Here is a 23,338-nt window from a genome sequence, read left to right as displayed (position 1 = left end):
TCACTATGGCAACCGTTGACCTGAGTCAGTTACCCGTTCCCGACGTGGTTGAGGAACTGGACTATGAAACTATCCTTGCGGAACGCATTGCGACGCTGATTTCGCTCTATCCCGAAGACCAACAGGAAGCCGTCGCCCGGACGCTCGCACTTGAGTCTGAGCCAATTGTTAAATTGCTGCAGGAAAACGCCTACCGCGAGGTTATCTGGCGTCAGCGTGTCAATGAGGCTGCACGCGCAGTGATGCTGGCTTATGCCATAGACAGTGACCTCGATAATATCGGGGGAAATTTCAGTGTTGAGCGTCTTGTCGTCACGCCTGCTGATGACACCACCATTCCACCCACCCCGGCAGAAATGGAACTCGACGCCGATTATCGTCTGCGTATACAGCAGGCTTTTGAGGGGCTGAGCGTGGCGGGGCCTGTCGGGGCGTACCAGTATCATGGCCGTAGTGCTGACGGGCGCGTCGGCGATATTTCAGTTATCAGCCCGTCGCCAGCCTGTGTGACGATTTCCGTGTTGTCACGTGAAAACAACGGCGTCGCATCTGAGGAACTGCTTGCAATTGTGCGCAATGCCCTGAACGCAGAAGATGTCAGGCCGGTCGCTGACCGGGTGACGGTACAGTCAGCCGAAATTGTTAACTACCAGATTAACGCCACGCTTTATCTTTATCCCGGCCCGGAAAGTGAACCCATCAGGGCGGCGGCTGAGGCAAAGCTGAAAGCCTATATCAGCGCGCAGCACCGCCTCGGGCGCGATATCCGTAAATCAGCGATTTATGCCGCCCTGCATGTTGAGGGAGTTCAGCGGGTGGAGCTGGCGGCACCGGTCGCGGATATTGTTCTCGATAACACACAGGCGTCATTTTGCACTGACTACAGCCTTGTAATCGGGGGAGCTGATGAATGACTCACGATTATTGCCGGTGGGCTCATCGCCACTGGAAGTAGCCGCCGCAAGGGCATGTGCTGAGATTGAAAGGACACCGGTCAACATCCGCGCGTTGTGGAATATTGACACCTGCCCGGAAAATTTGTTGCCGTGGCTGGCGTGGGCGTTTTCTGTCGACCGGTGGAATGAGAACTGGCCGGAGGGAACAAAACGTGCCGTTATCCGTGATGCATATTTCATTCACTGCCACAAGGGGACTATCGGCGCAATCCGTCGGGTAGTGGAGCCACTCGGCTATGTAATCAATGTAACGGAATGGTGGGAAAGCGGCGACACGCCAGGCACATTCCGGCTTGATATCGGGGTGCTTGAAAGTGGCATTACCGAAGAAATGTATTTCGAAATGGAACGACTGATTGCGGATGCAAAACCAGCCAGTCGTCATCTGACTGGCCTGAATATTGTCCAGGACATTCCCGGTTATTTGTATACCGGCGGCGTGTCCTGCGATGGCGATATTATTACGGTTTACCCGGGATAAGTGAGGAATAATGAGCACGAAATTTAAAACCGTTATCACCACTGCCGGAGCCGCTAAGCTTGCTGCGGCCACCATGCCGGGCGGTAAGAAAATAAATCTTAACGTTATGGCTGTTGGTGACGGCGGCGGAAAGCTGCCGGATCCTGATGTCGGTCAGACACAGCTTGTTAATGAGGTCTGGCGTCACACTCTGAATAAAATCAGCCAGGACAACCGGTACAGTAATTACATTGTGGCCGAGCTGGTTATTCCGCCGGAGGTGGGCGGCTTCTGGATGCGTGAGCTTGGCCTTTACGACGATGAAGGGACGCTGATTGCTGTTGCCAATATGGCCGAAAGCTACAAGCCAGAACTGGCTGAGGGCTCAGGGCGTGCGCAGACATGCCGCATGGTCATTATTGTCAGCAGTGTCGAGTCTGTGGCGCTGTCCATTGACTCAACGATGGTGATGGCGACGCAGGATTATGTCGACGACAGGCTCGCCGAACATGAAAAATCCCGTCGTCATCCTGATGCCACTCTTAAAGAAAAAGGGTTTACTCAGCTCAGTAACGCGACAGACAGCGAGTCTGAAACGCTCGCAGCGACGCCGAAAGCTGTCAAGACAGCGTATGACCTTGCTAATGCGAAATATACAGCTCAGGACGCCACCACAACGCGTAAAGGCATTGTGCAACTCAGCAATGCCACTGACAGTGTGTCTGAGACGCTTGCCGCGACACCGAAAGCGGTCAAGGTGGCATACGACCTTGCTAACGCGAAATATACAGCTCAGGACGCCACTACAGCGCGTAAAGGGATTATCCAGCTCAGCAATGCCACTGACAGCACGTCTGAGACGCTGGCCGCAACGCCGAAAGCGGTTAAAGCGGCTATGGATAATGCGAACGGACGACTGGAGAAAAACAGTAATGGCGGCGATATTCCGGACAAAAAACAATTTGCGAGAACTATCGGCGCGGTAACGTCGACCACCATTACACTTGGCGAATCAGGCTGGTTCAAAATCGCCACGGTTGTAATGCCGCAGTCCACATCAACAGCGGTAATTAAGCTTTATGGAGGTTCGGGGTATAACGTTGGATCATTTGAGCAAGCGGCAATCAGTGAACTGGTACTGCGTGCCGGTAATGGTTCACCTGTTGGAATAACCGCCACATTATGGAGGCGTTCACCTTCTGCTGCTAACGAGGTCGCATGGGTTAATACATCAGGCGACACCTACGATATTTATATTAATATCGGCCAGTATGCGTACTGGTTAATTGCGCAATATGATTACACCGGTAATGCAAATGTCACGCTACACAGCACGCCTGAATATTCATCAGTACAGCCGGGAAACTCAACCAGCGGTCAGACATATACGCTGTATAACAGCCTGATGAAACCTACTCCCGAAGATGTCGGAGCGCTGTCAGTTAATGGAGGGAGGCTAAACGGTCCGTTAGGCATTGGTACTGATAATGCGCTGGGCGGTAATTCGATTGTATTCGGCGATAACGATACAGGGTTTAAGTGGCACAGTGACGGCGTTCTGGGGATTTATGCCAATAATGCTCTGGTTGGTTATATCGACAATTCCGGGCTGCACATGTCAGTAGATGTTCTCACTAATGGTGCCGTACGCGCAGGCAACGCAAAAAAACTGTCACTGACGAGTAATAATAATTCGACAATGACAGCCACGTTTAATTTATGGGGCGACGCAAACAGGCCAACAGTTATTGAACTGGACGACGATCAGGGATGGCATCTGTACAGCCAGCGAAATCCTGATGGTTCGATTGTCTTTACGGTCAATGGCGATATCACCGCTAACACGCTTCGTGCAGGCGGGGCCATCTACGCCAATAACGGTGACGTATCAGGCACTGTGTGGGGTAGAGGCAATGCCGACTGGTTGAGCGGCTACCTCTATTCGAATATGGTCAAAGCGGTCAGACTTGGCCCCGCGGCGCTTTCTGGCGGGCTGTGGCGTGATTTTCAGCTTGGCGGCGGACAGGTGGTGACGGGGTTCCATACTGACGGTAGCTGGGAAATGGAAGGTAATGATGACAAGGTTTACTACCGTCCCATTCAGTATCTGGTTGGTGATACGTGGGTAACAGCCCCAAGTGTATAAGGAGGAATAATGATGAAAGTGGTAAAAAATAAAAAGAGCGAACAGTTTTTAAATATTAAAAATTTCATCCCTTATACACCGGAACCAGAGGAAGCATTATTCGCCGGTGCGGCGCATCTACAATCAGAGGATGGTCAGGACTGGTATGCATGCCAGCAATTATTTTCAGAAGACACGCTGAAAATTACCTACGACGATAACGATGTTATTACGTGTATCACGCGCGATATTTCCGGTTTATGGCCTGCAGGCCAGAGCGTGGCGGAGCTACCTGATACGGATGAAAACCGTCGCGCTGATATTTCAGGCGGCTGGCAGTTTAAAGACGGTAAAGTCGTTCAACGGGTTTATTCGCCGGAAGAGCTGCGTAAAAAGGCGGAGGCTGAAAAAGTTCGCTGCCTTGCTGAGGCTGAATCAGCCATTGCACCACTGGCGCGGGCAGTAAAACTAAAAATTGCCACAGATGAAGAGATTAAACGGCTTGAAGCATGGGAACTCTACAGCGTAATGGTAAACAGGGTGGATACATCTGCGCCTGACTGGCCGGATATACCACGCTAAATATTCAGGTGGGTTTATTACCCGCCTTTTCTTTTTCCTGTCGTTGTGCCATCAACCTGACAGCCGGTACAAATAGCCCCCTCTTGTGTACTGACCTGAAAATATACTCACCCCTTAACCACGGAGTTAACCGGATGAGTGATTTTCACCACGGCACGCAGGTCATCGAAATTAATGACGGTACGCGTGTTATTTCCACAGTAGCGACTGCGGTCGTCGGCATGGTTTGTACAGCCAGCGATGCAGATGCCACGCTGTTTCCCCTCAATGAACCGGTACTGATTACCAATGTGCAAAGCGCCATTGCGAAAGCCGGTAAAAAAGGCACGCTGGCTGCATCACTGCAGGCCATCGCAGACCAGTCAAAACCCGTCACTGTTGTTGTACGTGTTGAGGATGGAACCGGCGATGACGAGGAAGCTGCGCTCGCACAGACTGTTTCCAACATTATCGGAGGTACGGATGAGAACGGTAAATACACCGGTATCAAGGCTCTCCTGACTGCTCAGGCCGTCACCGGCGTCAAGCCGCGTATTCTTGGGGTGCCGGGGCTGGATACTAAAGAGGTCGCGGTCGCGCTTGCGTCGGCTGCCATTAAGTTACGTGCATTTGCTTACGTCAGCGCGTGGGGATGTAAGACTATTTCCGAAGCGATGGAATATCGTAAAAATTTCAGCCAGCGCGAGCTGATGGTTATCTGGCCTGATTTCCTCGCGTGGGACACCGTCAAAAATACCACCGCAACGGCTTACGCCACTGCGCGTGCACTCGGCCTGCGTGCTTACATCGACCAGACTGTCGGCTGGCACAAAACCCTGTCTAACGTTGGTGTACAGGGCGTTACCGGCATCAGCGCCTCAGTGTTCTGGGATTTGCAGGCATCCGGCACCGATGCTGACCTGCTCAACGAGGCCGGGGTTACAACGCTGGTACGCAAGGACGGTTTCCGCTTCTGGGGTAACCGCACCTGCTCGGATGACCCGCTTTTTCTGTTTGAGAACTACACCCGCACCGCGCAGGTACTGGCCGACACGATGGCCGAGGCGCACATGTGGGCGGTCGACAAGCCCATTACCGCCACGCTCATTCGTGACATTGTTGACGGCATTAACGCCAAATTCCGCGAGCTGAAATCAAACGGCTACATCGTGGAGGGTAAATGCTGGTTCGATGAGGAATCGAACGACAAGGAAACCCTCAAGGCCGGGAAACTGTATATCGACTACGACTATACACCAGTTCCGCCTCTGGAAAGCCTGACCCTGCGCCAGCGTATCACCGATAAATATCTGGTGAATCTGGCCGAATCGGTCAACAGCTAAGGAGCCTGAAACAACATGGCACTACCCCGAAAACTCAAATACCTGAATATGTTCAATGACGGCCTCAGCTACATGGGTGTTGTTGAATCCGTGACGCTGCCGAAACTGACCCGCAAGCTCGAAAACTATCGCGGCGGCGGTATGAATGGCGCGGCAGCGATTGACCTCGGCCTCGACGATGATGCGCTCACCGTCGAATGGTCTGTCGGTGGCCTGCCTGATGTGGCTCTGTGGGCGCAGTACGCCGCCCCGGGCGCTGATGCTGTGCCGCTGCGTTTTGCTGGTTCTTACCAGCGTGACGACACCGGCGAAATCGTGGCGGTCGAGGTGGTCATGCGTGGCCGTCATAAAGAAATCGACGGCGGCGAGAATAAGCAGGGTGAAAACACCTCGACCAAACTGTCGACTGTCTGCACCTACTACCGCCTCACGATTGATGGCAGCGACGTCATCGAAATCGACACCGTCAACATGGTCGAGAAGGTGAACGGCGTCGACCGTCTGGAACAGCACCGCCGCGCAATCGGGCTGTAATTCCCTGACCGGTCAGCACTGCTGTCCGGTTATTAACCCCATTCAGAACAGAGAAAAACATCATGGCAAAAGCACCACGTAAAACCGCTGAATTTATTGATACGGCTGGCAATGAAATTGACACCGTAAACCCGAACGTCGTGACCCTGGACAAACCGATTAAGCGCGCCGGTCAGACGATTGATAAAGTCACCCTGATTGAGCCGAACGCCGGTACCCTGCGCGGCGTCAGTCTGGCGGCGGTGGCGCAGTCCGAAGTCGACGCCCTGATTAAGGTACTGCCCCGCATGACCTACCCCGCGCTCACCGCGCAGGAGCTTACCGCGATGAACCTGCCCGATATGTTGTCGCTGGCCGCTAAGGTGATTGGTTTTTTGTCACCGGCTTCGGCGGAATAGACTTCCCGCCAGACCTGTCGACTGATGACCTGATGGCGGATATCGCAGTGATATTCCACTGGCCGCCATCAGAACTCTGTTCCCTGAGCCTGACCGAGCTCATCACATGGCGCGAAAAGGCGCTGCAGCGTAGCGGAAACCACAATGAGTAATAACCTGAGGCTTGAGGTATTGCTGAAAGCGGTCGACCAGGCGACCCGACCGCTTAAATCCATCCAGACCGCGAGTAAAACCCTGTCGGGTGATATTCGCAACACACAAAAGGGTCTGCGCGACCTGAACGGTCAGGCGTCGAAAATCGACGGCTTTCGTAAGGCAAGCGCGCAACTGGCTGTGACTGGTCAGGCGCTTGACAAGGCAAAGCGCGAAGCCGGTGAGCTGGCTGTGCAGTTTAAAAACACCACCAGTCCGACCCGCGCGCAGGCGCAGGCGCTCGAAGCGGCAAAACGTGCCGCCTCTGAGCTGCAGATGAAATATAACAGCCTGAGAACATCGGTACAGCGCCAGCGTTCCGAGCTGATGCAAGCCGGTATCAATACCCGCACTCTGTCTGCCGATGAACGTCGGCTCAAAACATCCATCAGCGAAACAACAGCGCAGCTTAACCGCCAGCGCGAGGCACTGGCGCGCGTCAGTGCGCAGCAGGCGAAATTAAGCCGGGTGAAAGAGCGATATAAATCAGGTAAAGAGCTTGCCGGTAACATGGCCGCAGCAGGCGCTGCCGGGGTTGGGGTGGCTACCGCCGGGGTTGTTGCCGGTGTCGGAATGCTCAGGCCCGGCTACGACTTCTCGTTAAAAAACTCTGAACTGCAGGCAGTGCTTGGTCTTGAAAAGAAATCGTCGGAAATGGACGCGCTGAGAAAACAAGCGCGTCAGCTCGGGGATAATACAGCGGCCTCGTCTGACGATGCGGCGGCGGCACAGGTCATTGTGGCTAAATCTGGCGCTGATAAAGATGGGATTCTGGCGCAAACCCCCGCCATTCTGAATATGTCGCTGGCGAACAAAAAAACCATGGAGGAAAACGCCACCTTACTTATCGGGACAAAATCGGCATTTGGACTTGCTGACGATAAGGCATCACATATCGCTGACGTTATATCTATGGCGATAAATAAATCTCAGGCCAGCTTTGAGGGGTTAAGCGACTCGCTTACCTATGTCGGTCCGGTTGCTAAAGACGCGGGGGTTAGCCTGGAAGAAACCGCCGCAATGCTGGGTGCGTTACATGATGGAAAAATCACAGGATCCATGGCGGGTACTGGTGGTCGTGCGGTGTTAAGTCGCCTGCAGGCACCCACAGGAAAAGCCTATGACGCCATTAAAGAGCTTGGTGTCAAGACGATGGACAACAAAGGCAATACGCGCCCGATATTTACCATCCTGAAAGAAATACAGGCCAGCTTTAAGCGTAACAAGCTCGGAACAGGCCAGAAAGCCGAATACATGAAAACGATATTCGGTGAGGAGGCAAGCTCTGCTGCCAGCATATTAATGGCAGCGGCGGCCAGTGGAAAACTGGATAACCTGACCAAGATTATTAAAGAGTCTGATGGTAAAACCGAGGAGCTGGTCAAAGTTATGCAGGACAACCTCGGCGGTGACTTTAAAGAGTTTCAGTCTGCCTATGAGGCCGTCGGCACTGACCTCTATGACCAGCAGGAGGAATCATTACGTAGGCTCACCCAAACGGCCACGCGGTATGTGTTAAAGCTCGATAACTGGATAAAAGATAATAAAGAACTGGCGCAGACTATTGGCATTATTGCCGGTGGCGCACTGGCCTTAATCGGCATCATTGGCGGCATTGGTCTCGTTGCGTGGCCGGTTGTCATGGGGATTAACGCCATTATCGCTGCCGCTGGCGTGCTGGGTACGGTCTTTACTGTCACCGGTGGTGCCATTGTGACCGCACTCGGCGCGATTACCTGGCCGATTGTCGCAGTGGGGGCGGCGATTATGGCCGGGGCGCTACTCATCCGTAAATATTGGGAACCCATCAGCGCATTTTTCTCGGGGGTGATTGAGGGCATTATGAGTGCCTTTGCACCGGTCGGGGAAATGTTTGCGCCACTGGCACCAATTTTTGACGGACTCGGTGAGAAGCTGCATGGCGTCTGGCAATGGTTTAAAGACCTGATTGCACCGGTCAAGGCAACGCAGGAGACGCTCGATAGCTGCAAAAATGTCGGCGTTATATTTGGTCAGGCACTGGCCTCGGCCTTGAAGGCTCCGCTCAATGTTTTTAACAAGCTGCGCAGCGGTGTCGACTGGCTTCTCGAAAAGCTCGGTATTATCAACAAAGAGTCAGACAGCCTCGACCAGACCGCCGCCAGAACCAACGCCGCCACGCAGGGTAATTCCTACATCCCAGCGACCAGCACATATGGCGGCTATCAGGCTTATCAGCCCGTTACCGCACCGGCGGGGCGCTCTTACATTGACCAGAGCAAAAGCGAATACAACATCACTCTGCCGGGTGGTGTTGCGCCGGGGCATCAGCTTGACCGCCAGTTACGTGACACGCTCGAACAGATTGAACGCGATAAACGTGCGCGCCAGCGTGCCAGTATGACCCACGATTTCTGAGGAGGAATAAAACGATGATGCTTGCGCTGGGAATGTTTGTTTTTGAACTCCGTACCCTACCTTATCAGTCAATGCAGCATTCGAAAGATTACCGCTGGGCGTCTAATGACCGGGTCGGTAAACCGCCTGCATATCAGTTTCTCGGCGAGGGGGAAACCTCAATACAGCTTGCCGGCACGCTTTACCCTGCCATTACCGGCGGTCATATATCCCTGTTGGCTGTGGAACTGATGGCCGATGAGGGCAGGGCGTGGCCGCTGATTGAGGGAACCGGCAAAATCCTCGGGATGTATATCATCGATAAGGTGTCGACCACGCACGCCGAGTTTTTCAGCGATGGCGCGGCAAGAAAGATTGATTTCACGCTTTCGCTAAAACGGGTCGATGAATCACTGACGGCAATGTTTGGCGACCTGAATAAACAGGCGAGCGAGCTTCTCGGCTCTGCCGGTAATCTGACCGATAAGCTGCAGGGTACGCCCGGAGGGCTGACAGCATGATTACTGGCGTGACCATTGACGCCGGTGCCAGTCTTGCACCGGCATTTATGCTGACGCTGAACAGTCAGGACATTACCGACAATTTTAGTGACCGGCTGATTTCTCTCACCATGACCGACAACAGGGGCTTTGAGGCTGACCAGCTCGACATTGAGCTCGACGACGCCGACGGCAAAGTTGAGTTGCCCCTGCGCGGGGCGGTGCTGACGCTGTGGCTTGGCTGGCAGGGCTCGGCATTGCTGAATAAAGGCGATTTCACGGTCGATGAGATTGAGCACCGGGGCGCGCCTGATACCCTGACCATCCGGGCGCGTAGTGCAGACTTTCGCGGCACGCTCAATTCACGACGTGAAGAATCATGGCACGATACCACCCTCGGTGAGCTGGTAAGCACCATTGCAAAGCGTAACAAACTGACGGCCAGCGTCGCGGATTCGCTGAAAAAAATCCCGGTACCGCATATCGACCAGTCGCAGGAATCCGACGCGGTATTTCTTACCCGGCTGGCTGACCGAAACGGAGCGACTGTATCGGTTAAAGCGGGAAAACTACTGTTTCTGAAAGCCGGTAGTGCGCTGACGGCCAGCGGTAAGCCCATTCCACAAATGACGCTGACCCGCAGTGACGGCGACCGTCATCAGTTTGCCATTGCCGACCGCGGAGCTTATACCGGTGTAACAGCTAAATGGTTGCACACCAAAGACCCGAAGCCGCAAAAACAGAAAGTGACGCTGAAACGCCAGCCAAAAGAGAAGCACCTTCGCGCACTGGAACACCCGAAAGCAAAGCCGGTCAGCAAAAAGACGAAGTCCAGAAAAGAGCCGGAGGCTCGCGAGGGTGAGTATATGGCCGGTGAGGCCGATAACGTACTGGCGCTGACGACGGTATACGCTTCCAAGGCGCAGGCGATGCGCGCCGCTCAGGCTAAGTGGGATAAGCTGCAGCGAGGCGTTGCGGAGTTTTCAATTACGCTGGCGCTTGGCAGGGCTGATTTATTCCCTGAGACACCGGTGCGCGTGTCGGGGTTTAAGCGCGTCATAGACGAGCAGTCATGGCTAATCAGTAAGGTAACTCACAACCTGAATAATAGCGGCTTCACGACGGGCTTAGAGCTTGAGGTTAAGCTCACCGATGTGGAGTACAGCTCAGAAGAAAGCAAGAACTAAAAAAGCAAATCAGAACTTGCAAATGCAAGCTTTAGGTTTATTATTCCCTCAGATACGCCAGCAGGGGGAATAATTATGATGCACTGCCCGTTATGCCAAAACGCTGCGCATGCTCGCACTAGCCGATACCTTAGCACCGAAACGAAAGAACGTTATCACCAGTGCCAAAACATAAATTGCGGATGTACATTTATCACTTTTGAGACACTATCAAGATTCATTGTGAAACCGGGGACTGTTGATCCTGCTCCGCCCCACCCCATCAGAAACCAACAACAGCAACTTTGGCTTTGAACCTGCTTCGGCAGGTTTTTTTATATCTGTCGCCATCGCAGCAATCTCTGCCGCCAATTTGCCGCCATCGCTAATAAAAAAGGGGCTGGCAAATCGCCAACCCCTTGTTTTCTACAAGCTTTCGGATGTTGCGAAAGCGCGTTCTTAGTTAAGACGCTCTTTGATACGAGCCGCTTTACCAGTACGCTCACGCAGGTAGTACAGTTTAGCTTTACGAACAGCACCACGACGTTTAACAGCAATGCTGTCAACTACCGGAGAGTGAGTCTGGAAGACACGCTCAACGCCTTCGCCGTTGGAAATTTTACGAACAGTGAATGCAGAGTGCAGACCGCGGTTACGAATAGCGATAACCACGCCCTCGAATGCCTGCAGACGTTTCTTGGTACCTTCAACAACCCATACTTTCACTTCCACGGTATCGCCCGGACGGAAGGAAGGTACGTTCTGCTTCATCTGCTCTTGTTCAAGTTGCTTAATAATGTTGCTCATAATTTAATCTCTTATCCTGGGTAAACTGATATTCGGGGGCCTATGCCATCCCATCATGTTTATGCTGCTGTTGTGCGTGTTCTGTTTTGAACTCCGCCAGCAACCTTGCTTGCTCTTCAGTCAGAGCCAGGTTTTCCAGAAGTTCAGGTCTTCTAAGCCAGGTTCGGCCCAGCGACTGTTTCAAACGCCAGCGACGTATCTCGGCATGGTTTCCCGACAGCAATACTGGCGGTACTTCCATCCCCTCTAACACTTCAGGGCGCGTATAGTGCGGACAATCCAGCAACCCATCAGCAAACGAATCTTCGATTGCTGATGCTTCATGCCCCAGAACTCCCGGTATAAACCGGGCGACGGAGTCAATCAGCGTCATTGCCGGTAGTTCGCCACCGCTGAGAACGTAATCGCCAATTGACCATTCTTCGTCAATTTCGGTCTGAATTACGCGCTCATCTACGCCTTCGTAGCGACCACACACCAGAATAAGCTTCTGATTCGTGGCCAGCTCGCTAACGCCCGCTTGATCAAGCTTGCGTCCCTGAGGCGACAGATAAATCACTTTAGCGCCTTCACCTGCCGCGGCTTTTGCTGCATGAATGGCGTCCCGCAAGGGTTGCACCATCATTAACATCCCTGGTCCGCCGCCGTAAGGACGATCGTCCACGGTACGGTGCCGGTCATGCGTGAAGTCGCGAGGACTCCAGCTCTGGATGTTCAGCAGGCCATTTTTTACTGCCCGGCCAGTTACCCCGTAATCGGTAATTGCGCGGAACATTTCAGGAAACAGGCTAACTATGCCAATAAACACAAGCCAATCCCCATAACGCCATTTATTACCGTTTATTCGGTGGTTTAAAAACCAGGATCCCAGTCTACTTCGATAGTACGAGTAGCGAGATCGACTTTCTTGATAACCTGCCCATCGAGGAACGGTACTAGTCGTTCCTTGATACCAAATGCATCTTTCAGGTTCGCCTTAATGACGAGAACGTCATTCGACCCGGTTTCCATCATGTCGATAACTTTACCGAGATCGTAGCCTTCAGCGGTGACTACCTGGCAGCCCATCAGGTCTTTCCAGTAGTAGTCTCCCTCCTCAAGCGCAGGAAGTTGCGAGGAATCCACGACAATTTCGCAATTGGTCAGAAGATTCGCGGCATCTCGATCGTCAACGCCTTTCAGCTTGATGATCAGATCCTGATTGTGGTGCTTCCAGCTTTCCAGCTGTACCTGCTGCCACTGACCCGCCTTCTGGATAAACCAGGGCTGATAGTCAAAAATGCTTTCGGCGTCTTCAGTGGAGGAAAACACTCTGAGCCAACCACGGATACCGTATGAAGAACCCATTTTCCCCAGTACAACCGGTTCAGCGGGTACTTGTGCGGCGAGTTGCTTGCTCATCATGACCACCGTGACAGATTAAGCTGCTTTTTTTACTTCTTTGATCAGCGCCGCAACGCGATCGGAAATGGTTGCGCCCTGGCCAACCCAGTGAGCGATGCGATCCAGATCCAGGCGGGTGCCTTCTTCTTTTTCGCTAGCGATTGGGTTGAAGAAACCAACGCGCTCAATGAAGCGACCGTTGCGTGCATTACGGCTGTCGGTGACAACAACCTGGTAGAACGGACGCTTTTTAGCGCCGTGACGAGCTAAACGAATAGTTACCATAACATCCTCTTGTGTGAATAAAACAACCGGGCCCCATCGAGGAACGGAGCCCGGCGTCATATTAAAAGCCCGAAAATTTTACTGATTTCTGGGAAAAAAGCAATCAACATGTGATGAAGCTTGATTCCAGGGCGTGACCGTTGCAGCCAGTTTGGCGTCGGCGTGCGCGCAGAAAGCGGAGCGTACACGCAGTACGTGAGCATTTACTCGCTCCGCTCGCCCTTCGAGCCGCCCTAAAGGGCGTTCAAAACACTATCGTGTTTTGTCGAGCACACTCCGGCGTCAAAATGGCAAATAAGGTAGCCCGATATATTTATCTACCCGGGAAGCCTGGCGGCATCATCCCCTTCATACTCCGCATCATCTTCGCCATCCCGCCCTTCTTCATCTTCTTCATCATGCGCTGCATGTCGTCGAACTGTTTCAGAAGGCGGTTAACGTCCTGCACCTGCATCCCACAGCCCTGCGCGATACGACGCTTGCGGGAACCTTTGATGATTTCCGGCTTCGCACGTTCTTTCAGCGTCATCGAATTGATGATCGCCTCCATACGCACCAGCACCTTATCATCCATCTGCGATTTAACGTTGTCCGGAATCTGCCCCATGCCCGGTAATTTGCCCATCAGACTGGCCATACCGCCCATGTTTTTCATCTGTTTGAGCTGTTCCAGGAAGTCGTTCAGGTCGAAACCGTCGCCTTTCTTCAGTTTGGTCGCCAGCTTCTCAGCCTGTGCGCGGTCAACTTTGCTTTCGATATCTTCGATAAGAGACAGTACGTCGCCCATGCCGAGAATACGCGAGGCGATACGATCCGGGTGGAACGGCTCCAGCGCGTCGGTTTTCTCGCCGACACCGAGGAATTTAATCGGCTTGCCGGTGATATGACGAATAGAGAGCGCCGCACCGCCACGCGCATCACCATCAACTTTGGTCAGCACCACGCCGGTTAACGGCAGCGCTTCGTTAAAGGCTTTTGCGGTATTCGCCGCATCCTGACCGGTCATCGCATCGACGACAAACAGCGTTTCTACTGGCTTGATAGAAGCGTGGACCTGTTTGATTTCGTCCATCATCGCTTCGTCAACGTGCAGACGACCGGCGGTATCCACCAGCAGCACGTCGTAGAATTTGAGCTTCGCTTCTTTCAGCGCGGCGTTGACGATATCAACCGGTTTCTGGCCGACATCAGACGGGAAGAAATCCACGCCAACCTGTTCAGCCAGCGTTTCGAGCTGTTTGATCGCCGCCGGGCGATAGACGTCGGCAGAGACGACCAGCACTTTCTTCTTGTGCTTCTCGCGCAAGAATTTACCCAACTTACCGACGCTGGTGGTTTTACCCGCCCCCTGCAGACCCGCCATCAATACTACGGCTGGCGGCTGCGCAGCTAAATTCAGCGTCTGGTTCTCTTCGCCCATCGCCGCAACCAGTTCGCTACGGACAATCTTGACGAACTCCTGCCCTGGGGTCAGGCTCTTGTTAACTTCATGACCAACCGCTTTCTCTTTTACGCGATTGATGAACTCACGCACTACCGGCAGCGCAACGTCAGCCTCCAGCAGCGCCATGCGCACTTCGCGCAGCGTCTCTTTAACGTTGTCTTCAGTAAGGCGCCCACGGCCACTGATATTGCGCAGCGTGCGCGACAAACGATCGGTTAAATTATCAAACATTGTCTCTCGCCTGGGGTGGAAACGGTTGGTCGCCGCAGCGACACAGTTACAGAATTTCGCCACAGTATACCATGAAGCCGTCTTTGTTGTTATGCAACGGTTGGAGCTGCGGTCACGTAACGCTATACTGCTTCTCTTTCTCACTGGTCAACTGTCGACACAACTATGCCCGTTTTTGCTTTACTTGCCCTTGTCGCCTACTCCTTCAGCCTCGCGCTGATCGTTCCCGGACTGTTGCAAAAAAACAGCGGCTGGCGGCGTATGGCTATTCTTTCTGCGGTCATCGCGCTGGTGTGCCATGCTGTCGCGCTGGAATCGCGTATTCTGCCCGGCGGCGACAGTGGACAAAACCTGAGCCTGCTGAATGTCGGTTCGCTGGTCAGTCTGATGATCTGCACGGTGATGACCATTGTCGCGTCGCGTAATCGCGGCTGGCTACTTCTGCCCATTGTCTATGCTTTTGCGCTGATTAACCTGGCCTTCGCCACGTTCATGCCTAATGAATATATTACGCATCTGGAAGCGACCCCAGGCATGATGGTGCACATCGGTCTGTCGCTTTTCTCTTACGCGACGCTGATAATCGCCGCGCTGTATGCGCTACAACTGGCGTGGATCGACTATCAGTTGAAGAACAAAAAGCTGGCGTTTAGTAATGAAATGCCGCCATTGATGAGCATTGAGCGCAAAATGTTTCATATCACGCAGATTGGCGTCGTACTGCTGACCCTTACTCTGTGTACCGGCCTGTTTTACATGCATAACCTGTTCAGTACTGAAAATATTGATAAAGCCGTGCTCTCTATTGTGGCATGGTTTGTCTATATCGTTCTGCTGTGGGGGCATTACCATGAGGGCTGGCGGGGTCGGCGGGTCGTGTGGTTTAACGTCGCAGGCGCGGGTATTCTGACGCTGGCCTATTTTGGTAGCCGCATATTACAGCAATTTGTAAGCTAAGCTTTTAAAGGAGTTTCCCCTGGAACACATCTCCACCACCACGCTGATTATCATATTAATCATCATGGTGGTCATCTCGGCCTATTTTTCCGGTTCCGAAACTGGAATGATGACGCTAAACCGTTACCGTTTACGCCATATGGCGAAGCAAGGTAATCGCTCGGCAAAACGGGTAGAAAAATTACTGCGTAAACCCGACCGACTGATAAGCCTGGTGCTGATCGGCAATAACCTGGTCAACATTCTTGCCTCGGCGCTCGGCACGATTGTGGGTATGCGGCTTTACGGCGACGCTGGCGTGGCTATCGCCACCGGGGTACTGACGTTTGTCGTGTTAGTTTTTGCCGAAGTCCTGCCCAAAACTATCGCCGCGCTCTATCCGGAAAAAGTGGCCTATCCCAGCAGCTTCCTGCTGGCGCCGTTACAGATACTGATGATGCCGCTGGTGTGGTTACTTAACACCATCACCCGCCTGCTGATGCGTCTGATGGGAATTAAAACGGACATCGTGGTTAGTGGGTCGTTAAGCAAAGAGGAATTACGCACTATCGTGCATGAATCCCGTTCGCAAATCTCTCGCCGCAATCAGGATATGCTGCTGTCGGTTCTCGATCTGGAAAAGGTCAGCGTGGATGACATCATGGTGCCGCGTAATGAAATTATCGGGATCGATATCAATGACGACTGGAAGTCTATCGAGCGGCAGCTTACCCACTCGCCGCACGGACGCATTGTGCTCTATCGCGATTCGCTGGATGACGCCATCAGTATGCTGCGCGTGCGTGAAGCCTGGCGGTTAATGGCCGAGAAAAAAGAGTTCACCAAAGAGATGATGCTGCGCGCCGCCGATGAAATCTATTACGTCCCGGAAGGTACGCCGCTCAGTACGCAACTGATTAAATTTCAGCGCAATAAAAAGAAAGTCGGATTAGTCGTCAACGAATATGGCGATATCCAGGGGCTGGTCACCGTGGAAGATATTCTCGAAGAGATCGTTGGCGACTTCACCACATCGATGTCGCCGACACTGGCGGAAGAGGTCACGCCGCAAAACGACGGTTCGGTCATTATTGACGGTACCGCCAACGTCCGGGAAATCAATAAAGCGTTTAACTGGCACCTGCCGGAAGATGACGCGCGCACCGTCAACGGGGTGATTCTGGAGGCGCTGGAGGAAATTCCGGTTGCTGGCACGCGCGTGCGCATTGAGCAGTACGATATCGATATTCTCGATGTACAGGAAAATATGATTAAGCAGGTAAAGGTTGTACCGGTAAAACCGCTGCGCGAGAGTATAGCGGAGTAACACAATGGCGAACTCCGGTTCGCCTTTTTTATCGCCGTCTTTTAAGATTCCATCAATTCCTGCCATTTACTTAACAATGCAATAATGTCTTTTCAGGCATTCAGAAAGGATATTGATGTTATGTCAGAAGATTATGTAATTGAATGGGATAAGAATTTTGCAGACGACCTCAACGTCGTCGCCAACGTTTTTTTATCACACAACCCAACCTTATGGCCCACTATTTTCTCTCAACTTTCGACGCAACCTGAAATCTTTGAAGACGAAGATGAAGACGAATATGGGTTGCAGGACGTCCTGGATTGTAGCGGTGGCGATCTCGGAAATAACGAGCTGGCACAGGCATTTTTACAAGTTCTACGCGGCGAAGGATTTATTCACCTCGTTGACTGGAAAGGTGAAGATGAAGAAGGCGAACTGGCTAATTTTGCCGCAGATCGCTTTTATGAACTCACAAAAAACCTGACGAATTCTGAGGAATTAAGAAATCTTCTTGTCGAAATAACCCAAGAGGATGAAATCTCCGATGTCTGTGAAGCCGGGGACCGTTACCTTGACGAGATCTTTGAACGCATCCAGACCGAACTCAATAAGAGGGGCTTCCAGATTTTTGATCTGAATGAAGGATCTGACACCTATAATGTGGTCGTTCTGCCAATGAGCGAATATAAAAAAATAGAGGATTTCAACACGCCGTGGCTGGAAGTGCAGGATTTTTTAAGCTAAAAAAATGGCCGACTTTACATCGGCCATCAGACTTTTACTTCGCCTTCGCTACAGTCACCATCGCCGCGCGAATGGTACGACCGTTCAGCGTATAGCCTTTCTGCATAATACCCAGCACATTGCCTGCCGGAACCTCTTCCGACTCCACCATCGCAATCGCCTGATGCACGTTCGGGTCCAGCGGCACGTTGGTCTCAGCAATCACTTCCACGCCGAACTTACGCACCACATCCAGCATAGACTTCAGCGTCAGCTCAATCCCTTCGACCATTGCCGCCATATCCGGATTGGCTTTGTCTGCGACTTCCAGCGCGCGATCCAGGCTATCGATTACCGGCAGCAATTCGTTGACGAACTTCTCGAGAGCGAATTTATGCGCTTTTTCGATATCCTGTTCAGTACGACGGCGCAGGTTTTCCATTTCCGCTTTGATACGCAACACGGTGTCGCGTTCGCGAGTCTGGGCTTCGGCAAGCTGAACTTCCAGATTCGCAATTTTTTCATCGCGCGGATCCACCTGCTCAGCAGAATCGTTTGGTTCAACTGCCTCAACCTCTTCGTGCTGATCCATGATAATTTCTTCCGGGGCTTGCCCCTCAGGCGTTTTCTGTTCTTTACTACTCATGAATTTCTCCGCGTTTTTTTTCGCATTCATCTCGCTAACTTCGCTTATTATGGGGATCAGATTCAGGGTTTCAAGGGAAGTACTCACATTGTCATCAATCTTCGCTACAAGGACCTCAGAAAAATGAATAATCATTTCAAGTGTATCGGCATTGTGGGGCATCCGCGTCATCCCACCGCACTCACGACACATGAAATGCTCTACCGTTGGCTATGCGATCAGGGTTATGAGGTCATTGTGGAGCAACAAATCGCCCACGAATTACAGCTAAAAAATGTACCAACCGGCACGCTGGCGGAAATTGGTCAACAGGCGGATCTGGCGGTAGTCGTGGGCGGCGACGGCAATATGCTTGGCGCAGCGCGTACGCTGGCGCGTTATGACATCAATGTGATTGGCATTAACCGCGGTAATCTTGGCTTCCTGACCGATCTCGATCCGGACAACGCCCTGCAACAATTATCTGATGTGCTGGAAGGGCGCTATATCTCCGAAAAACGTTTTCTGCTGGAAGCGCAGGTCTGCCAACAGGACCGCCAGAAGCGTATCAGCACAGCCATTAATGAAGTGGTGCTGCATCCGGGAAAAGTGGCGCATATGATCGAATTCGAGGTTTATATTGATGAAACCTTCGCTTTTTCACAGCGGTCTGATGGTCTGATCATTTCTACGCCGACCGGCTCCACCGCCTATTCGCTCTCCGCAGGCGGCCCTATTCTGACCCCTTCACTGGATGCAATCACCCTGGTGCCGATGTTCCCGCATACCTTGTCGGCGCGCCCGTTAGTCATTAACAGCAGTAGCACGATTCGTCTGCGTTTTTCGCATCGCCGTAGCGATCTGGAAATTAGCTGCGACAGCCAGATAGCGCTGCCTATTCAGGAAGGAGAAGATGTGCTGATTCGCCGCTGCGATTACCATCTCAACCTCATACATCCCAAAGACTATAGCTATTTCAATACATTAAGCACAAAACTCGGTTGGTCAAAAAAATTATTCTAATTTTACGTTAGCCTCTTTACTGTATAAAAAACCAGTTTATACTGTATTTAATTACAGTCATGGTTTTTCATACAGGAAAACAGCTATGTTGGCGCAACTGACCATCAGCAATTTTGCTATCGTTCGTGAGCTTGAGATCGATTTTCAGAGCGGAATGACCGTCATTACTGGTGAAACCGGCGCGGGTAAATCTATTGCGATTGATGCCCTGGGTCTGTGTCTGGGCGGTCGCGCTGAGGCCGATATGGTCCGTACCGGAGCGACCCGTGCCGATTTGTGTGCCCGCTTTGCGCTGAAAGACACGCCTGCGGCATTGCGCTGGCTGGAAGAAAACCAGCTTGAAGAAGGTCGCGAATGCTTACTTCGCCGCGTTATCAGCAGCGATGGTCGCTCACGGGGCTTTATTAACGGCACCGCTGTGCCCCTGTCTCAATTGCGCGAGCTCGGTCAGTTGCTGATTCAAATTCACGGTCAACATGCGCACCAGCAGCTTACCAAACCCGAACAGCAAAAATCGCTGCTGGATAGCTATGCCAACGAAGCCGCTTTAGCGCAGCAGATGGCTGCTCGCTACCAATTATGGCATCAAAGCTGCCGCGATCTCGCCCATCACCAGCAACAAAGCCAGGAACGCGCCGCGCGCGCGGAACTGCTGCAATATCAGTTAAAAGAGTTGAACGACTTTAATCCGCAGGCCGGCGAATTCGAGCAAATTGACGAAGAGTACAAACGGCTGGCCAACAGCGGGCAGTTGCTTACGACCAGCCAGAACGCTCTGGCGCTACTCGCGGACGGCGAAGACGTTAACCTGCAAAGCCAGTTATATAGCGCAAAACAACTGGTTAGCGAGCTGGTAGGTATGGACAGCAAGCTTTCCGGCATCCTGGATATGCTGGAAGAAGCTACTATCCAACTCACCGAAGCCAGCGATGAATTACGCCACTATTGCGAGCGTCTGGATTTAGACCCCAATCGCCTGTTTGAGCTTGAACAGCGCATCGCTAAACAAATTTCGCTGGCGCGAAAACATCACGTCAGCCCGGAAGCGCTGCCGCAGCTTTATCAGTCACTGCTCGAAGAACAGCAGCAGCTCGACGATCAGGCCGATTCGCTGGAAACGCTAACGCTGGCGGTTAATAAGCATCACCAACAAGCGCTGGAAACGGCGCAAGCGCTGCATCAACAGCGTCAGTTTTACGCCCAGGAACTGGGGCAGTTGATCACTGAAAGTATGCATTTACTTTCGATGCCGCACGGTCTGTTTACTATCGACGTGAAATTTGATGAGCATCATCTGAGCAACGACGGCGCCGATCGCGTGGAGTTTAAAGTGACGACAAACCCGGGTCAGCCGCTGCAGCCTATCGCTAAAGTCGCGTCTGGCGGTGAACTGTCGCGCATTGCGCTGGCTATTCAGGTGATTACCGCGCGCAAAATGGAAACGCCGGCGCTAATTTTTGACGAGGTCGATGTTGGCATCAGCGGCCCAACCGCCGCCGTGGTCGGTAAACTCCTGCGTCAGCTTGGCGAATCCACTCAGGTGATGTGCGTCACTCACCTGCCACAGGTAGCCGGGTGCGGTCACCAGCACTTCTTTGTCAGTAAAGAAACAGACGGGGCAATGACCGAAACCCATATGCAACCTTTGGATAAACGTGCGCGTTTACAGGAACTGGCCCGCCTGTTGGGAGGAAGTGAAGTTACGCGTAATACGCTGGCAAACGCAAAAGAACTGCTGGCGGCGTAAACTTTTTTATCTCCCGAAGGTCTGAGTTCACAACAAAAACGCCGTAAGACCCGACAGCAAAAGGTTTTAAAGTGATGAAAGGTCTATTATCATCGGCATATTAATATGAGCCACGTACTGCTCAGGCCCGAAAAGGAACCCAATCACTATGCGCTGTAAAACGCTGACTGCTGCCGCAGCAGTACTCCTGATGTTGACCGCAGGCTGTTCCACTCTGGAGCGAGTGGTTTACCGACCTGACATCAATCAGGGGAACTATCTTACACCTACGGATGTCGCCAAAGTGCGTGTTGGTATGACGCAACAACAGGTTGCGTATGCTTTAGGCACGCCGATGATGACCGATCCTTTTGGTACGAACACCTGGTTTTATGTCTTCCGCCAGCAGCCAGGACATGAGAACGTGACGCAGCAGACTCTGACGCTCACCTTTAACAGCAGCGGCGTGTTAACCAATATTGATAACAAACCGGCGTTGACGAAGTAATTTTGTGATACCGCCTGATGAGGTTACGTTCATCAGGCCTGCAAACCTCTCCCCCGCCATTTGGTACGAATTTGCCTGATGGCGCTACGTTTATCTGGCTTACAGGCACGCCTGTGCTTCAGGTGTGGTACGGCTTCCACACCGTTATCCGGCAAAAGAGGCTAATTATCTGCCAGCCGATTTTTCGGCGCGCTGGCGGCGTAATGCTTTTGGATCGGCGATTAAGGGACGGTAAATTTCAACCCGATCGCCATCCTGCACCGTATCGGTGAGTTTTACCGGACGACTGTAGATACCTACTTTATTTTTCGCCAGATCGATATCCGTGCGCAATTCCAGCAAGCCGGAAGCGCGAATCGCCTCTTCGACCGTCGCGCCCTCCTCCAGCGTTACGCGCTGCAAATACTGCTTTTCCGGCAGCGCATAAGCCACTTCAACCACAAGTTTATCCGGCACGGTAAACCTCTTTGGCGCGAACCGTAAACGCCTGCACCATGTTGGACGCTAACTCTTTGAATATACGACCAAACGCCAGCTCAATGAGTTTATTGGTAAACTCAAAATCAAGCTGAAACTCAATACGGCACGCCTCGGGGCTGAGCGGGGTAAATTTCCAGCCGCCGATCAGCTTTTTAAAGGGGCCATCCACCAGATGCATCAGAATGCTCTGGTTACGCGTTAGCTGATTACGCGTCGTAAACGTCTTGCTGATACCCGCCTTCGACACGTCAACAGCCGCCGTCATCTGTGCTGGCGATGACTCCAGGACACGACTGCCAACACACCCAGGCAAAAACTGGGGATACGATTGCACGTCATTCACTAACTGATACATCTGTTCCGCACTGTAGGGGACTAAAGCAGTCCGACTAATCTGAGGCATAGCAATTCCCATCAACATAAATCGTGTAAATAATACCACTTATCAGCGAGTAAAAAAAATGCTGTCCCCAACCGTCATGCCTTAATTGTGCGTGCATAGCCCAACTCATGCTAAGATAGATTTTTGCACCTCATCAGGACGTAATGGGGTGTTTTCGATATCAGATTACCTATGAATTCACGACACTTATGACGAAGAAAAAAGCACATAAACCGGGCTCAGCCACCATCGCGCTGAATAAGCGCGCCCGGCACGAATACTTTATCGAAGAAGAGTTCGAGGCTGGTCTCGCCCTGCAAGGCTGGGAAGTAAAATCTCTGCGCGCAGGAAAAGCCAATATCGGCGACAGTTACGTTATCCTCAAAGATGGCGAGGCCTGGCTGTTTGGCGCAAACTTTACGCCGATGGCGGTCGCCTCGACACATGTTGTATGCGACCCAACCCGAACCCGCAAACTGTTGTTAAATCAGCGTGAGCTTGATTCGCTGTATGGCCGTATTAATCGTGAAGGTTATACTGTCGTCGCGCTTTCTCTGTACTGGAAAAATGCCTGGTGCAAAGTGAAGATCGGCGTGGCGAAAGGTAAAAAACAACATGATAAACGTTCCGATCTTAAAGAACGTGAGTGGCAACTGGATAAAGCACGCATTATGAAAAATGCAGGCCGATAATAGACATTTTTTGTGACCAGCTTCTCAGTATGAAGCTGGTCAATATTCATATCTCATGCATGCCTCGAAAATATATTCTCTGTGTCTGACGCTTATCAATAGCAATAAATACCACACCACAACAAGAATATATTCTTTGTTTAAAAAATTTTTATAGCCTAATAACACAATAC

At 52.2% G+C, this 23,338-nt stretch carries 27 protein-coding genes; 19 read left to right on the top strand and 8 right to left on the bottom strand.

The features are described from left to right. Positions 1-5: 5 nt before the first annotated feature. The 12 genes from ACLJR2_RS19165 (at position 6) to ACLJR2_RS19110 (ending at position 10,926) form a co-directional block, all read left to right on the top strand. A complete protein-coding gene (locus tag ACLJR2_RS19165) occupies positions 6-914 on the top strand; it encodes a baseplate assembly protein (RefSeq protein WP_001534894.1) in 909 nt (302 codons plus the stop codon). Next, entirely contained in the window at positions 907-1,437 is a 531-nt protein-coding gene (locus ACLJR2_RS19160; protein ID WP_001000068.1) for a phage tail protein I, read from the top strand. The genes ACLJR2_RS19165 and ACLJR2_RS19160 overlap by 8 nt, the downstream gene beginning before the upstream one ends. Positions 1,438-1,447: 10 nt before the next feature. Then, complete coding sequence (locus tag ACLJR2_RS19155; RefSeq protein ID WP_001534890.1) at positions 1,448-3,562, top strand: tail fiber protein; 2,115 nt, start codon at positions 1,448-1,450, stop codon at positions 3,560-3,562. Positions 3,563-3,574: 12 nt separating this feature from the next. Continuing rightward, positions 3,575-4,123 (top strand): tail fiber assembly protein, encoded by a 549-nt coding sequence (locus tag ACLJR2_RS19150; protein WP_000869699.1) that lies wholly within the window; start codon positions 3,575-3,577, stop codon positions 4,121-4,123. Between the two features lie 134 nt (positions 4,124-4,257). Continuing rightward, positions 4,258-5,445 carry a phage tail sheath protein gene (locus tag ACLJR2_RS19145; protein ID WP_001279030.1) on the top strand — a complete coding sequence of 396 codons (1,188 nt, stop codon included), beginning with the start codon at positions 4,258-4,260 and terminating at the stop codon, positions 5,443-5,445. A 15-nt stretch (positions 5,446-5,460) separates the two neighbouring features. Further along, positions 5,461-5,979, top strand: a complete 519-nt coding sequence (locus ACLJR2_RS19140; protein WP_001207675.1) for a phage major tail tube protein — start codon at positions 5,461-5,463, stop codon at positions 5,977-5,979. Positions 5,980-6,041: 62 nt separating this feature from the next. After that, on the top strand, positions 6,042-6,377 hold the full coding sequence (locus ACLJR2_RS19135; RefSeq protein WP_001029726.1) for a phage tail assembly protein: 336 nt from the start codon (positions 6,042-6,044) through the stop codon (positions 6,375-6,377). A 14-nt stretch (positions 6,378-6,391) separates the two neighbouring features. Further along, a complete protein-coding gene (locus ACLJR2_RS19130; protein ID WP_010835837.1) occupies positions 6,392-6,529 on the top strand; it encodes a GpE family phage tail protein in 138 nt (45 codons plus the stop codon). Beyond that, positions 6,522-8,966, top strand: a complete 2,445-nt coding sequence (locus ACLJR2_RS19125; protein ID WP_001534881.1) for a phage tail tape measure protein — start codon at positions 6,522-6,524, stop codon at positions 8,964-8,966. The genes ACLJR2_RS19130 and ACLJR2_RS19125 overlap by 8 nt, the downstream gene beginning before the upstream one ends. A gap of 14 nt (positions 8,967-8,980) precedes the next feature. Next, on the top strand, positions 8,981-9,466 hold the full coding sequence (locus ACLJR2_RS19120; protein ID WP_001534875.1) for a phage tail protein: 486 nt from the start codon (positions 8,981-8,983) through the stop codon (positions 9,464-9,466). After that, the gene (locus ACLJR2_RS19115) at positions 9,463-10,632 is read left to right on the top strand and encodes a phage late control D family protein (protein WP_025711524.1); all 1,170 of its coding nucleotides are present in this window, start codon (positions 9,463-9,465) and stop codon (positions 10,630-10,632) included. The genes ACLJR2_RS19120 and ACLJR2_RS19115 overlap by 4 nt, the downstream gene beginning before the upstream one ends. 75 nt (positions 10,633-10,707) lie before the next feature. Next, positions 10,708-10,926: a DNA-binding transcriptional regulator gene (locus ACLJR2_RS19110; RefSeq protein ID WP_000972010.1), complete on the top strand. Its 219-nt coding sequence runs from the start codon at positions 10,708-10,710 to the stop codon at positions 10,924-10,926. Between the two features lie 144 nt (positions 10,927-11,070). Here ACLJR2_RS19110 and rplS read toward each other — a convergent pair whose 3' ends face one another. The 5 genes from rplS to ffh all read right to left on the bottom strand — a co-directional run bounded on the left by rplS (position 11,071) and on the right by ffh (position 14,761). Then, positions 11,071-11,418 carry a 50S ribosomal protein L19 gene (gene rplS, locus ACLJR2_RS19105; RefSeq protein WP_000065257.1) on the bottom strand — a complete coding sequence of 116 codons (348 nt, stop codon included), beginning with the start codon at positions 11,416-11,418 and terminating at the stop codon, positions 11,071-11,073. 40 nt (positions 11,419-11,458) lie between these two features. After that, the gene (gene trmD, locus ACLJR2_RS19100; RefSeq protein WP_000469813.1) at positions 11,459-12,226 is read right to left on the bottom strand and encodes a tRNA (guanosine(37)-N1)-methyltransferase TrmD; all 768 of its coding nucleotides are present in this window, start codon (positions 12,224-12,226) and stop codon (positions 11,459-11,461) included. A gap of 44 nt (positions 12,227-12,270) precedes the next feature. Next, on the bottom strand, positions 12,271-12,819 hold the full coding sequence (gene rimM / locus ACLJR2_RS19095; RefSeq protein WP_000043266.1) for a ribosome maturation factor RimM: 549 nt from the start codon (positions 12,817-12,819) through the stop codon (positions 12,271-12,273). A gap of 18 nt (positions 12,820-12,837) precedes the next feature. Beyond that, positions 12,838-13,086 (bottom strand): 30S ribosomal protein S16, encoded by a 249-nt coding sequence (gene rpsP / locus ACLJR2_RS19090; protein ID WP_000256453.1) that lies wholly within the window; start codon positions 13,084-13,086, stop codon positions 12,838-12,840. A 313-nt stretch (positions 13,087-13,399) separates the two neighbouring features. Further along, the gene (gene ffh, locus ACLJR2_RS19085) at positions 13,400-14,761 is read right to left on the bottom strand and encodes a signal recognition particle protein (protein WP_000460052.1); all 1,362 of its coding nucleotides are present in this window, start codon (positions 14,759-14,761) and stop codon (positions 13,400-13,402) included. Between the two features lie 165 nt (positions 14,762-14,926). Here ffh and ACLJR2_RS19080 point away from each other — a divergent pair, with 165 nt between their 5' ends. The 3 genes from ACLJR2_RS19080 to ACLJR2_RS19070 all read left to right on the top strand — a co-directional run bounded on the left by ACLJR2_RS19080 (position 14,927) and on the right by ACLJR2_RS19070 (position 17,750). Then, positions 14,927-15,718, top strand: coding sequence for an inner membrane protein YpjD (locus tag ACLJR2_RS19080; protein ID WP_001537507.1), 792 nt, complete (start codon positions 14,927-14,929; stop codon positions 15,716-15,718). Between the two features lie 19 nt (positions 15,719-15,737). Continuing rightward, positions 15,738-17,024, top strand: a complete 1,287-nt coding sequence (locus ACLJR2_RS19075; RefSeq protein ID WP_130559217.1) for an HlyC/CorC family transporter — start codon at positions 15,738-15,740, stop codon at positions 17,022-17,024. Between the two features lie 120 nt (positions 17,025-17,144). After that, positions 17,145-17,750, top strand: a complete 606-nt coding sequence (locus tag ACLJR2_RS19070; RefSeq protein ID WP_001287924.1) for a hypothetical protein — start codon at positions 17,145-17,147, stop codon at positions 17,748-17,750. A gap of 34 nt (positions 17,751-17,784) precedes the next feature. Here ACLJR2_RS19070 and grpE read toward each other — a convergent pair whose 3' ends face one another. Then, a complete protein-coding gene (gene grpE / locus ACLJR2_RS19065) occupies positions 17,785-18,375 on the bottom strand; it encodes a nucleotide exchange factor GrpE (RefSeq protein WP_001518875.1) in 591 nt (196 codons plus the stop codon). Positions 18,376-18,498: 123 nt separating this feature from the next. Between grpE and nadK the strand changes: the two genes are divergently transcribed. The 3 genes from nadK (at position 18,499) to bamE (ending at position 21,611) form a co-directional block, all read left to right on the top strand. Beyond that, complete coding sequence (gene nadK, locus ACLJR2_RS19060) at positions 18,499-19,377, top strand: NAD(+) kinase (RefSeq protein ID WP_001059155.1); 879 nt, start codon at positions 18,499-18,501, stop codon at positions 19,375-19,377. An 85-nt stretch (positions 19,378-19,462) separates the two neighbouring features. Further along, the gene (recN, locus tag ACLJR2_RS19055; protein WP_000880965.1) at positions 19,463-21,124 is read left to right on the top strand and encodes a DNA repair protein RecN; all 1,662 of its coding nucleotides are present in this window, start codon (positions 19,463-19,465) and stop codon (positions 21,122-21,124) included. A 148-nt stretch (positions 21,125-21,272) separates the two neighbouring features. Beyond that, positions 21,273-21,611, top strand: coding sequence for an outer membrane protein assembly factor BamE (gene bamE, locus ACLJR2_RS19050; RefSeq protein ID WP_001203445.1), 339 nt, complete (start codon positions 21,273-21,275; stop codon positions 21,609-21,611). 165 nt (positions 21,612-21,776) lie between these two features. Here bamE and ACLJR2_RS19045 read toward each other — a convergent pair whose 3' ends face one another. Together ACLJR2_RS19045 and ACLJR2_RS19040 are read right to left on the bottom strand one after the other, a co-directional pair. Beyond that, positions 21,777-22,067, bottom strand: coding sequence for an RnfH family protein (locus ACLJR2_RS19045; RefSeq protein WP_001112990.1), 291 nt, complete (start codon positions 22,065-22,067; stop codon positions 21,777-21,779). Further along, positions 22,057-22,494, bottom strand: a complete 438-nt coding sequence (locus ACLJR2_RS19040; protein WP_001537508.1) for a type II toxin-antitoxin system RatA family toxin — start codon at positions 22,492-22,494, stop codon at positions 22,057-22,059. The genes ACLJR2_RS19045 and ACLJR2_RS19040 overlap by 11 nt, the downstream gene beginning before the upstream one ends. Positions 22,495-22,682: 188 nt before the next feature. Here ACLJR2_RS19040 and smpB point away from each other — a divergent pair, with 188 nt between their 5' ends. Next, a complete protein-coding gene (gene smpB, locus ACLJR2_RS19035) occupies positions 22,683-23,165 on the top strand; it encodes an SsrA-binding protein SmpB (RefSeq protein WP_001518569.1) in 483 nt (160 codons plus the stop codon). Positions 23,166-23,338 lie beyond the last annotated feature (173 nt).

This window comes from Salmonella sp. SAL03688, from assembly GCF_046551895.1.
Classification (GTDB): Bacteria; Pseudomonadota; Gammaproteobacteria; order Enterobacterales; family Enterobacteriaceae; genus Salmonella; species Salmonella enterica.
Note: the sequence above shows the minus strand (reverse complement) of the source record. Positions and strands in the feature narration are given on the sequence as shown.

What these genes read in the sequence shown, in the direction of transcription:
- ACLJR2_RS19145 (WP_001279030.1), top strand. Translation starts at nt 4,258, where the DNA reads ATGAGTGATTTTCACCACGGCACGCAGGTCATCGAAATTAATGACGGT.
- ACLJR2_RS19070 (WP_001287924.1), top strand. Translation starts at nt 17,145, where the DNA reads ATGTCAGAAGATTATGTAATTGAATGGGATAAGAATTTTGCAGACGAC.
- ACLJR2_RS19140 (WP_001207675.1), top strand. Translation starts at nt 5,461, where the DNA reads ATGGCACTACCCCGAAAACTCAAATACCTGAATATGTTCAATGACGGC.
- bamE (WP_001203445.1), top strand. Translation starts at nt 21,273, where the DNA reads ATGCGCTGTAAAACGCTGACTGCTGCCGCAGCAGTACTCCTGATGTTG.
- ACLJR2_RS19125 (WP_001534881.1), top strand. Translation starts at nt 6,522, where the DNA reads ATGAGTAATAACCTGAGGCTTGAGGTATTGCTGAAAGCGGTCGACCAG.
- nadK (WP_001059155.1), top strand. Translation starts at nt 18,499, where the DNA reads ATGAATAATCATTTCAAGTGTATCGGCATTGTGGGGCATCCGCGTCAT.
- ACLJR2_RS19040 (WP_001537508.1), bottom strand. Translation starts at nt 22,494, where the DNA reads ATGCCTCAGATTAGTCGGACTGCTTTAGTCCCCTACAGTGCGGAACAG.
- ACLJR2_RS19155 (WP_001534890.1), top strand. Translation starts at nt 1,448, where the DNA reads ATGAGCACGAAATTTAAAACCGTTATCACCACTGCCGGAGCCGCTAAG.
- ACLJR2_RS19165 (WP_001534894.1), top strand. Translation starts at nt 6, where the DNA reads ATGGCAACCGTTGACCTGAGTCAGTTACCCGTTCCCGACGTGGTTGAG.
- ACLJR2_RS19150 (WP_000869699.1), top strand. Translation starts at nt 3,575, where the DNA reads ATGAAAGTGGTAAAAAATAAAAAGAGCGAACAGTTTTTAAATATTAAA.
- ffh (WP_000460052.1), bottom strand. Translation starts at nt 14,761, where the DNA reads ATGTTTGATAATTTAACCGATCGTTTGTCGCGCACGCTGCGCAATATC.
- ACLJR2_RS19160 (WP_001000068.1), top strand. Translation starts at nt 907, where the DNA reads ATGAATGACTCACGATTATTGCCGGTGGGCTCATCGCCACTGGAAGTA.
- recN (WP_000880965.1), top strand. Translation starts at nt 19,463, where the DNA reads ATGTTGGCGCAACTGACCATCAGCAATTTTGCTATCGTTCGTGAGCTT.
- rpsP (WP_000256453.1), bottom strand. Translation starts at nt 13,086, where the DNA reads ATGGTAACTATTCGTTTAGCTCGTCACGGCGCTAAAAAGCGTCCGTTC.
- ACLJR2_RS19120 (WP_001534875.1), top strand. Translation starts at nt 8,981, where the DNA reads ATGATGCTTGCGCTGGGAATGTTTGTTTTTGAACTCCGTACCCTACCT.
- smpB (WP_001518569.1), top strand. Translation starts at nt 22,683, where the DNA reads ATGACGAAGAAAAAAGCACATAAACCGGGCTCAGCCACCATCGCGCTG.
- rimM (WP_000043266.1), bottom strand. Translation starts at nt 12,819, where the DNA reads ATGAGCAAGCAACTCGCCGCACAAGTACCCGCTGAACCGGTTGTACTG.
- ACLJR2_RS19110 (WP_000972010.1), top strand. Translation starts at nt 10,708, where the DNA reads ATGATGCACTGCCCGTTATGCCAAAACGCTGCGCATGCTCGCACTAGC.
- ACLJR2_RS19080 (WP_001537507.1), top strand. Translation starts at nt 14,927, where the DNA reads ATGCCCGTTTTTGCTTTACTTGCCCTTGTCGCCTACTCCTTCAGCCTC.
- rplS (WP_000065257.1), bottom strand. Translation starts at nt 11,418, where the DNA reads ATGAGCAACATTATTAAGCAACTTGAACAAGAGCAGATGAAGCAGAAC.
- ACLJR2_RS19135 (WP_001029726.1), top strand. Translation starts at nt 6,042, where the DNA reads ATGGCAAAAGCACCACGTAAAACCGCTGAATTTATTGATACGGCTGGC.
- grpE (WP_001518875.1), bottom strand. Translation starts at nt 18,375, where the DNA reads ATGAGTAGTAAAGAACAGAAAACGCCTGAGGGGCAAGCCCCGGAAGAA.
- ACLJR2_RS19115 (WP_025711524.1), top strand. Translation starts at nt 9,463, where the DNA reads ATGATTACTGGCGTGACCATTGACGCCGGTGCCAGTCTTGCACCGGCA.